The 10,356-nt window shown below is 59.9% G+C and carries 8 protein-coding genes and 1 pseudogene; 6 read left to right on the top strand and 3 right to left on the bottom strand.

Annotated elements, in window-relative coordinates; all coding sequences use genetic code 11:
• Position 1: 1 nt before the first annotated feature.
• Positions 2-844: a hypothetical protein gene (locus tag B2696_RS03270; RefSeq protein WP_286953870.1), complete on the bottom strand. Its 843-nt coding sequence runs from the start codon at positions 842-844 to the stop codon at positions 2-4.
• 251 nt (positions 845-1,095) lie between these two features.
• Between B2696_RS03270 and B2696_RS03275 the strand changes: the two genes are divergently transcribed.
• The 4 genes from B2696_RS03275 to B2696_RS03290 all read left to right on the top strand — a co-directional run bounded on the left by B2696_RS03275 (position 1,096) and on the right by B2696_RS03290 (position 7,079).
• The gene (locus B2696_RS03275) at positions 1,096-1,392 is read left to right on the top strand and encodes a hypothetical protein (RefSeq protein WP_286953872.1); all 297 of its coding nucleotides are present in this window, start codon (positions 1,096-1,098) and stop codon (positions 1,390-1,392) included.
• Between the two features lie 48 nt (positions 1,393-1,440).
• Positions 1,441-2,169 (top strand): hypothetical protein, encoded by a 729-nt coding sequence (locus tag B2696_RS03280; RefSeq protein ID WP_286953874.1) that lies wholly within the window; start codon positions 1,441-1,443, stop codon positions 2,167-2,169.
• 87 nt (positions 2,170-2,256) lie between these two features.
• On the top strand, positions 2,257-4,902 hold the full coding sequence (locus tag B2696_RS03285; protein ID WP_286953875.1) for a YhgE/Pip domain-containing protein: 2,646 nt from the start codon (positions 2,257-2,259) through the stop codon (positions 4,900-4,902).
• Positions 4,899-7,079 (top strand): YhgE/Pip domain-containing protein, encoded by a 2,181-nt coding sequence (locus B2696_RS03290; protein ID WP_286953876.1) that lies wholly within the window; start codon positions 4,899-4,901, stop codon positions 7,077-7,079. Before B2696_RS03285 ends, B2696_RS03290 begins: the two co-directional genes overlap by 4 nt.
• 32 nt (positions 7,080-7,111) lie before the next feature.
• Here B2696_RS03290 and B2696_RS03295 read toward each other — a convergent pair whose 3' ends face one another.
• Positions 7,112-7,885, bottom strand: coding sequence for an SDR family NAD(P)-dependent oxidoreductase (locus tag B2696_RS03295; protein WP_286953877.1), 774 nt, complete (start codon positions 7,883-7,885; stop codon positions 7,112-7,114).
• A 205-nt stretch (positions 7,886-8,090) separates the two neighbouring features.
• Here B2696_RS03295 and B2696_RS03300 point away from each other — a divergent pair, with 205 nt between their 5' ends.
• Both B2696_RS03300 and B2696_RS03305 read left to right on the top strand, forming a co-directional pair.
• Positions 8,091-8,276, top strand: coding sequence for a hypothetical protein (locus B2696_RS03300; protein ID WP_286953878.1), 186 nt, complete (start codon positions 8,091-8,093; stop codon positions 8,274-8,276).
• A gap of 126 nt (positions 8,277-8,402) precedes the next feature.
• Entirely contained in the window at positions 8,403-9,617 is a 1,215-nt protein-coding gene (locus B2696_RS03305; protein WP_286953881.1) for an alpha/beta hydrolase, read from the top strand.
• Positions 9,618-9,981: 364 nt separating this feature from the next.
• Here B2696_RS03305 and B2696_RS03310 read toward each other — a convergent pair.
• A pseudogene (locus B2696_RS03310) lies at positions 9,982-10,149 on the bottom strand (transposase); the annotation flags it as partial.
• Between the last annotated feature and the right edge of the window lie 207 nt (positions 10,150-10,356).

A 10,356-nucleotide genomic window follows, 5' to 3' on the forward strand; every position in this document is an offset into this window, starting at 1 on the left:
TTTAGAGGACTACACCGTAGTTGAGCGCAATTCCGCGCACGCTATCCCAGCCCGGGCCCTCACTACTCGTGGTGACGAGTCCCTCGGCCTGCTCCTGCAGCTCTCGCACCTGCAGACCCGGCAACTCGATGGGGGTCACGGTGCGGGGCAGGTTAGCTTTACGCGGCACGTAGCCCTGGTGGCGCAAGCTGGCCAGTTCTCCTGCATCTGGCATGCGGGCGTAGTTAGAAAGCTCCCGGTGGGCCTGGCCACTGCTCAGGTAGGTCGCGCCTTGGTAGATGCCAACCACCCCGGACTGACCAGGAACCTTTACCCCGGAGCCGCTATCGCCATTGAGCTTGGGCAGCGGGTCCGCAAAGTTCATACCTGGGTCCGCGCCCCGCAGCCTATCAACGGTCGTGGCACAATCATTGCCCGTACGGCGCCCGTCAACGCAGATTTGTGCCCCCGTCGGCGGCACGGGGTTGATGCCATCCCCTGTCTTGGGATTGCCGCCGCTAACCGTTCCGGCAGCGAATTGAATGTAGGCAATGTCCTGCCCGGCGGCGCCCGAAGGCTTCAGCCAGCGCAGTGTGCCGAGGTGAGTGCCATCTTCTGCATACATCTGCTGGCCGGAAAGTCCGCAGTGTGCAGCGGTCCATGCGCGGTCTGCCTCGACGTAGCCGACGGTACAGGTAGAGCCCTCAGCGGTCATGATCATTTGACCTTGAGTCACCGTAGCAGCAGGGGCCGCCTGGGCGACGGCCTGACCTGCAAGAGTGCCGGCCACGGCCAGCGCGGCCCCAGCAAACACAGAAGCGGCGGCGCGCAGGCGGCGCGAGAAAGAAAGCGGTTTAGAAGTCATCACCCCTTCAACATATCCCGAAATGCCCCTAGAGATCATTAACGACAACCACTTGCGCCACAAAGGTCACAGATTTTTCACACCACCACCAGCGTTTGCCCATTCTCATAAAGAAAAATTGCCTCCCTTGTTGAAACTCAATTGAAGACGGAGCTTAATGAAAGTGTTTTGAAAATGTGCAGCGCTGTGTAGAACTATGCAGCACTGTGCAGCACTGTGCAGCAGCCCCTCCACCAAGAAAGAGTTCACCCATGACAACCCATACCATCCACCCCCACCACGAGCACGTCCACGGCGCAGGTTGCGGCCACGTTGCCTTCCAGCACGGCGATCACACCGGCTACGTGCATGACGGCCACATCCACCGCGAGCACGAGGGCCACTGGGACGAGTGCGAGACCTCCGCGCACACCCTCGCAGAGGATCACGGTGACCACGTGCACGGACTGGGGTGCGGACACGTAGCTGTTCCCCACGGCGACCACGTGGACTACATCCACCACGGCCACCGCCACGCCGCAGACCACGGCCACTACGACGAGCACTAATCCCCCATTAAGGTTCCTCTATCTCCACTAGACCTATAGGGTGGAGGCATGGAACTCTATAACAGTCACTTCACCGACGTCCCTGCCCACGTGCGGCCCCACCGCCGCGGGACGGGGACGTCCACGGCGCTGTTATTGCTGGGAGCCGTTTCCCTATTGGCTCTGGGAGCCTGCTCTTCGACCTCCCAGAACGCCTCCGGCCCCACTTCAGCCACCAGCGCCCTTAGCGCAGAAAACAGCACGCCCGCTGCGGAAACGCCTGGCGAGCAGCAAGCCATCAACGGCTTCGATGCACTGCGCCAACAAGGTAGCGAGTCCTTGGCACACGCCCCACAACCCACGCTGGGAGAGCAAGCGCCTGATACAGGTGCAGAAAATCCCGTGCTTGAGCAAAGCCTCGGCGCGCCCGCCGCTGCCGATGATGGCACGGGCCTGCGCGAAGAGATCATGTCCGCCGTCCCCGGCGACCAGGCTGCAGGATTCCCCGTCAGCGTCGAAGGTCGCGCGGCAACCATGTGCACCATGGGCAATGGCTATGGCATTGGCTTCATCATGTCTGGCAACGGACAAACCAGCTGCGGGTTCGCCAACGCGGTCGGAGCGGCACTCATCGCGCAGGCTGGTCAGCCCAGCGCCTCACTGCGTTCAATGCTGCCCATGACGGTCACGGCTACGAGTCCCGCAACCAACGAGGCCTACGATATGTCTTGTACAACGCAGGCTCGCGGACTCATCGTATGCAGCGGCGGTAACTCCGCCGAAGTGCTCATCGCCTAAAGCTCTGCCTCTTAATCTCGCCCATAATCCCGAGGGAAGTTTCGTGGCAAACACATCTGCCTCAACTACAGTGTTACGGTCTTTAAAATGTTAACAAGCTGGAAAGTTTTCCTCCGGGATTTTTCCCGCCTAGTGCGAACTCCCACGTTGTGGATCCTCGCCATCGGCGTGATGGTCACCCCTGCGCTTTATTCCTGGGTGAACGTCGCTGCCTTCTGGGATCCTTATAAGAACACGCAGAATATCGGCGTCGCGGTAGTCAACGAGGACACCGGCGCAGCTTCTGATCTGACCGGCCCCTTGAACGTAGGCGAGCAGTTGGTCGACCAGCTGCGCGACAATGACAAGCTGGGCTGGCGCTTCTTATCCCAAGACGAGGCGGATGAGGCGGTTCGCCGCGGAGATGTATTCGCCGCCATCACCGTGCCGGAGAACTTCTCCGCCAGCTTCATCAGCCTCTTCGAAGGCCCCTATAACCAGCCCACGCTGCGCTACCAGGTCAACGAGAAAATCAGCGCCATCGGGCCCAAGATCACGGACAAAGGCGCGAATACCCTCGAGCAGACCATCGGAGCCACTTTCAACGAGCAGGTGGCCAGCGCCGCCACACAGCAGCTCAAGAACTCCGGCGGCAAGCTCAGCGACCGGCTGCAAGACGCCTCTACTAACTCTGCGGATTCCTTTGGCCAGACCGCTGACACAGTGGCAGGATCTCGGGGCGAGCTCGACCAAGTCTCCGAACGTCTCGCCGGCGCTCGCCCCACCGTAGCCGCGGCTAAGGACACACTGGACTCGGTATCACAGACTCTGAGTGATGCCGAGAAAGCACTGGACAATGTCCAATCCATCAGCAGCGACGTCCAAGGCCAAGTGACCTCCTTTAGTGATAGTGCCCTCGACGCTTATCTCCAGGGCACCTCTGCGCTTGCCGAAGGCTCTGCATCCGCCAACGCCGCAGTCGGCAACGTCAGCGGCGAGTTAGAAGGCGCGCTCGGTCGCGTTGGTGCTGCTACGCGCGGCGCGGAAGCGGCCACGCAGCAGGCCGACCAAGCGCTTGAGCAGCTTCAGTCCCTGGCCAGTAATCCAGGGTTGCCACCCCAAACGGCCGCGGATCTGCGCCAGGCTTTATCCGGTCTGCAGGAGCGCAACGCTAGCAACTCTCAGGTGCTCCAAGACCTGGGAGGAGTCCAAGACTCGGCCTCGACCACGCTAGACTCGCTGCGCGACGCCTCGCAGGCCCTCAAGGATGCCACCGCCCAGACGCAGCAAGATTCGCGGGGACTGGCGGATTCCGCATCGACTGCTCTGCCCGCCCTCAATTCGGCGATCTCCCGGGTCGGAGCAACCGCCGGCCGGCTTTCTGGCTCGCTTGCCTCGCAGCAAACCCTGGTGGAGCAGGCCAAGGGCCTTCTAGACGGCGTCGACAAGCAGCTGGGTCAGGCCCAGGGCGTGCTCACTGACTTCTCCGGGGACCTCGGCAATATTGAAGATAGCCTGCGCACCGCGCGTACAGACGTCCTTGGCCTCGGGCGTGCGGTGGCCGGGGACTCGATACTCAACACCGTAGAGGGGCTCAACACCGACGAGGTCGCGCGCTTTATGTCTTCGCCGGCGCAGATGGAAAGCCATGCCGTATTCCCCGTACAGCACTATGGCTCCGGCATGTCCTCGCTCTTTACCAGCCTCACCCTGTGGATCGGGGCCTTCATGCTCTTGGTCATCTTCCGCACGGAGGTCGACCCCAAGGGTATAAAGAACATCACCGTGGCCAAGGCCTACTTTGCGCGTTTCTTGCTGCTGGTGGTCTTTGCCATTGGACAGGCGCTCATCGTGAGCATAGGCAACCTCGCCATCGGAGTGGAGCATGTCAGCGCTCTGGCTTACGTGGCCACAACGGTGGCCATCGGACTGTGCTATCTCAGTATTGTCTATGCGCTGGTCTCAACTTTCGGGCACGTGGGGCGCGGCATAGCCGTCGTCTTCGCTTTCATTCAAATCCCCGGGGCTTCAGGTCTCTATCCCATTGAGATGACCCCCGATTTCTTCCGCGTTATCCACCCGCTTCTGCCCTTTACCTATGGCATCGCCGCCATGCGTGAAACCGTCGGCGGCTTTTACGACGGACATTATGTGCGCTACATGGCCACCCTCATCGGCATGGCTGCCGTGGCCTATCTCGCGGGCAGTTTCCTGCGCCGCGCGCTCTCGAGCGTCAACCTCGTCATCAACGATGAGCTGGCCAAGGGCGGCCTCATCGTCGATGAAAAGGTCCACCTTGTCAGCGGCCGCTACCGCATCAATGATCTCCTGGTGGCGCTCCAAGACCGCAGCACCTTTGAGAAGAATAACCAGTCGCGCTGGCGCTCCCTGCGGGAAAACTCGCGCATCGCCATGCTCATCACCATCGCGGTCGCGGCGCTGCTCCTGCTCATTCTCGGGGCTGCCTCCTACTTCAACGAGGAGGAGAAGGCCATCTTCTTCGGCCTCGCCTGCCTGGTGACGCTGCTGGCTGTAGGCATCATCTGTTTCATCGAGTACATTAATCAGAGCCTCGCGCGCACCGGCCACCTGGCAGAGCTTTCTGAAAATCAGCTGCGCGAGCATCTGCGCGAGCAAAGCGCCCATCCCCACGCCTACCGCCTCGAAGAACGTGACGAGGACGCAGGTCCCCCACGCGAGAATCAAGAACAAACAGGAGAAATGGAACAGTCAGGGCAGGGAGACAAGGCATGAAGAACATTCTGACCATCCTGCGCGACGATCTCGCCGCCATCCGCTCCAACGTCATGACAGCTGTGATCGTCTTCGGCGTGCTCATCATCCCACTGCTTTTTACCACCTTTAACGTGCTCGCCAGCTGGAATCCCTTTGGCAACACCCAGCGCCTGCAAATCGCGGTGGCCAGTAAGGACGCCGGCTATGAGAGCGATCTCGCGCCTATCAAGCTCAACTTGGGCGACGAGGTACTCTCCCAACTCAGTCGCAATCACGATATTGATTGGATCATCACCGATAGCAACGATGCGGTCGAGGGTACCAAGTCCGGGCAGTACTACGCCGGCATTGTCTTGCCCGAGGACTTTAGCAAGGACCTGCTCACCTTCTACGTGGCTGGGACCGAGCCCACCAAGCTCGAGCTCTACACCAACGAGAAGAAGAACGCCCTCTCCACGACCATTACCACCCAGGGTGCCGATGGCGTCGTGGAGAAGATCGACGAGTCCTTTACTCAGGTGGTTTCCTCCATCGGTCTCGGCGTCGTCTCCGAACTAGACCAATACCTCGACCGCGACCAGACCCAGAGCGCCTTCGACACCGTCGAGGAGCGCATGCGCACAGTCAGCGCGCGGCTGGATTCAGCCTCCACCACAGTGCGCTCGCTATCGAGCCTTCTCGATTCCACCGTCCCCTTGGCAGACGGCGCCAGCAATATCCTGGCGGCTGCGGGCGAACAATCCTCCGCGCTTGATGATGCAAACGGGCAGTCTCCCCTGGATTCCCTCGATTCCATCCTCGGCGGGTCAACCTCCTCCCTCGATTCCGCTTTGGATTCGACGGCCGCCAGCTACGGTGCAGTCCGCGACCGCCTCGATGGCCTGCTTGGCGATGCCGACTCCCTCACCTCCGGCACCGCCACCACCTACCGCTCCATGGCGCAGCGCGTACAGGAACAAAGCGATGCTTTCTCGCAGCTACGCTCAACGCTGCAAGCACAAGCCGATGCTGCTCCTGCAGGTCTGGCAACCACCGCCTATGCCAGCGTGCTGGCACAAATCGACTCCACCATCGCGCAGACGAATGCCCTGCACGACTCCCTGCAGCAAACGGCCACTGATATCGAATCCGGGCGCGGCAACGCCACCGATTCGCGCCAGCGCAGCAAGGACGCAGTGGACTCCGCCATAAGCGCCGTGGAATCCGCGCGCAGTGCCTACCGCAACGACCTGAAACCGCAGCTCGACGCACTGGGCACTAACGTGCGCGCCGTCGCAGGCGGGATCGACTCCGTCAAGCAAGACCTCGCGGGAGTGCGCGCAACCATGGGTTCCGAAGGCAACGCCGGCAGCGCCCTTACCCAAGCCCGCGATAGCACCGCGCGCTTGGCAGACCGCCTCAGCGAACAATCAAAGCGCTTCGCCGATCTCGAGCGCCAGCTTGCTGATGCCCGCGATTCCGGGGACTTCAAGAAGCTTTCGGAGATCCTCAGCAACGATCCCACCACCCTGGCCTCCCGCCTGACCTCCCCCGTGGCTATCGACCGCGAGGCGATCTTCCCCGTTGCCACCTTCGGCGTGGGCATGGCGCCCTTCTACATGACACTGTCCCTGTGGGTGGGCGCGCTCATCGCCTGCGTGCTAGTACGTACCAACGCGGAGAAGCGCTACCTCGGACCCGCTAGCTCCTTTACCCGCAACGAGGCTTACCTAGGGCGCTTCGCCACCTTCGCACTTATCGCATTGGGACAGTCCACCTTCGTCGTGCTCAGCCTTTTGCTCTTTGTACAGATCGGCGCCGCGCACCCCTTCCTGCTCTTGCTCAGCGGATGGATTATCTCGCTCGTATTCATGCTGATGATCTATACGCTTGTCATCTCTTTCGACAGCGCCGGCAAGGCCTTGTCTATCCTGCTCCTCGTGCTACAGATCTCCGGCGCGAGCGGTGCCTATCCCCTGCCACTGCTGCCGGACTGGTTCCACACCATCAGCCCCTGGCTACCCGCCACCTACGCGGTCGATGCACTGCGCTCAGCTATAGCGGGCGTTTACCATGGCGATATCTGGCGCAGCCTCGGCATGCTGCTGCTCTTCACCATCCCAACGCTCATCTTGGGCCTGTGGCTGCGACGCTTCATGGACGGTTATCATCGCCGTCTGCAGCGCGCCATCGAATCAACCAAGGTCATGGCCTGAGCATGTCCCAAGCATGACCTAGGCCACGTTCATCAAACGTGCGCCTGGCCATTGGAGGCATTCGTGCCGCCATCAACGTTGAGCACGTGCCCCGTGATGTATCCGGCGTCTTGGGAAGCTAAGAAGAGCACCGCTGGTGCAATATCCTCCGGCTGGCCCAGACGCCCGAGAGCCACGCGGTTGACATAGGGCGCGGCGTCCTCGAGCGTGTCTGCCGATCCTTCGTTGAGGCGAGTATGCGTAAACGCCGGTGCCACCGCATTAACGCGCACCCCTTTTTCGCCATAGTCCAGGGCAAGCGAACGCACGAAGCCACTCACCGCGTGCTTGGTGGCCGCGTATCCAGCCTGCCCCCAATCCCCGCCGAGCCCCGATACGGAAGATACCGCCACTAGGTTGCCGCCCGTATTGACCAGCTCCGGCATGACGGCGCGCGCCAAGTACACAAAACCATCGACGTTGATGGCGCGCATCTGGTGCCACTTGTCGACGTCCATGTCTACTAAGTCCCCTGCCTCCACAATGCCGGCATTGCTCACGACGACGTCAATGCGGCCAAACTCCTCCTTGACCGCAGCCACAAGCTCTTCCCCCGCAGCGGGCTCAGAAATATCGTTGACAAGAGTCAGAGTTCGCTCACCCGGATACCCCGCAACAGACTCCTCTAGCGGCTTGAGGTTTCTCCCCGTAACCACCACGCTTGCGCCATTATCAAGAAAAGCACGAGCTATAGCCCGGCCAATTCCGTGGCTGCCACCAGTTACGACGACGACCTGATCTTGAAACGAATAAGTATTGACAGTCATGTAAATTCAGACTCCCTAATTGAGGTTGGTGTTTTCCGGTACTTTCCCCGTTATACGCATCTCCGCCTCAGCCGTCGAGGCTCGCATCCCAATTCTTTCCAATCCGGCGGTAGTTGCTTATCATCGCCACCTGTTCTCCAGGTGTCAGAGCTCTTAACTGCTAAAATTGGGCCTCAGTTCAATGCAAAGAGGAGGCGCAAGCACCATGAAGAAATCGCCCGCCGCTAAACTCACGCGACAGCGCCAGAAAGAATTTTCAGCGAAAACCCAGTTCAAGGACACTGACGATTCGCTTACTATGCTTGCCAAACTTGCCTACAAAACGGACCGCCACGGTAAACTCGATCCGCGCATCATCGAGTTCATCGAGACCGGAAAGCGCCCCGCCTAAATTTCCGTTTTCCTAAGGACAACCGGAATTCTTGAAGAACCCACCTCTCGGACTAGCATTATTAAGGTTCAACATCACGAGGCCGTGAAACGGCTCGTGCCCTTAACTTCATCCTCGGAGGACTTTGTGACCCGTCGACTTTGGCGTCCCCTATCAGTTGGAATACTCGCAGCGAGTTTCCTCATCACCATCCCTGTGTCCGCTAATGCGGAGGACAACGGCGCATCCAGCTCAGAGCTTGCAGGCTCGGTCAACGACGGACTCCTTGACTTGGTTGCAGGATCCTCGCAGTGGGAAGGATCTTCCGATCTCACACTGCAGGGGCTTCTCAGCAGCGCCAATCTCCTGGACTCAAGCAGTACCTCTGGCTCCGGCTCCACGCTTCCTGATTCACTGCTCAGCAGCGAGAGCGGCTACCCGCTCCCCACCGTTGACAACATCGACGAAGTCAAGATCGTGGACAAGAAGGACGAGAACCGCGCGGATCGCCTCGAGAAATGGTCCATTGCTTCCCCTTCGATGAAGCGCGTGGTCGACGTCCAGATCGTCCGCCCGGCTGATCCGAACGCACCTGCGCCCATGCTGTACCTCCTGGACGGAATTGGCGGCAACAAGAACTCCTCGGGGTGGGTCAACACCGGTGCGGTGAAGAATGTCTTCGCCAACGAGAACGCCACCGTCGTGATGCCTTTGGGCGCAGCGGCTTCTTTGTACACCGATTGGGATAAGGACGACCCGGCTCTGGGAACCATCAAATGGGAAACTTTCATCACCAAAGAACTCGCACCGCTTCTCGAGTCCGACCCCTCCCTGCACTTCAACGACAAACGAGGGATCGGCGGGCTGTCCATGGGCGCCAGCGGAGCTGTCCGCATGGCCAATAACAATCCTGACTTCTTCAATGCTGCGATCGGCATCTCGGGTTGCTACTCCACCATGGACGCCATAGGTAAGCAGACGGTCAACCTGATCGTCGGGTCCCGTGGCGGCAACGTGGAAAACATGTGGGGTCCGGTAGGCTCCGAGAAGTGGAATGCCCAGGACGTTAACCAGAATCCGCAGGGCATCAAGGACATGGCCGTGTACCTCTCTGCCGCGAGCGGGGCAGCCGGCGACGTCGACATCAAGGACTACGAAGGGGAGCCCTTCTACAACATGGTCGCTGGCCTCTACCTTGAGCGCGGCGCCCACGAGTGCACGAAGAACCTCGAAGAATCCCTCTCCGAGGCCGGCGCCGCCGATACCACCGTCTCCTACCTCGATACCGGAATGCACAACTGGCGCAACTATGAGGCGCAGCTCCAACCGGCCTGGGACGACGTCAAGCAGGCTCTGTATTAATTTCTCTACAATCGCCTCGCGAACACGCGAGACACCGCGTTAAGAAGATCGGCACCTAAAACTTCGACCGCCCCTCAGCAGACGATTGCTGAAGGGCGGTCGTTTCAGAAACAGGCTAATGTACAAAGAGCTTGTGAATCCAAGAGCGAGATTGGCGTTCTTTCATCTCCTATCTCCTTTCTCAGTACAAAAGGCATAGGTCAAAACCAATACTGCTGGGTCGAGTCCATGGGAGTGGTGTTTCTGTCTTTCGATTACACAGGCTGGGCAACGGCTTCAGGGGCCGGCGCGTGGTTGGTTTTCTTGCCGGTTCATGCGGACTGCTCAGGGGGATCGCCAGCGTCGATGATGTTGGATGTGATCATCGGTTTTGTTGAATCCAGTCATCGTGTTGCTCCGCTAGCACCGCTCCAACCACACGGACGATAGCATCCCGGTTCGGGAAGATGCCGACGATACCGGTACGCCGACGGATTTCCCGATTGAGTCTTTCAGTGGGATTGTTTGACCATACTTTGACCCACACTGTTTTCAGAGCGTTCACGTGATCCATGGGGCTCTTACTGACAGTTACAGATACACCACACTAGCGGGCTCAACCCGAGATCGGCTTTTTCTCCGTGTTTCTGCATGGGACCGATCATTCAGGATAGGCCGGATGGCCTTGCTACCGCACTACCTAACTCTGGCTAGGCGGCCCGCCTGTGGATAACCGCACCGGGCCTGGTGGGTTATCCAC

It is taken from the genome of Corynebacterium sp. UBA4397 (assembly GCF_002390965.1).
GTDB lineage: Bacteria > Actinomycetota > Actinomycetes > Mycobacteriales > Mycobacteriaceae > Corynebacterium > Corynebacterium flavescens.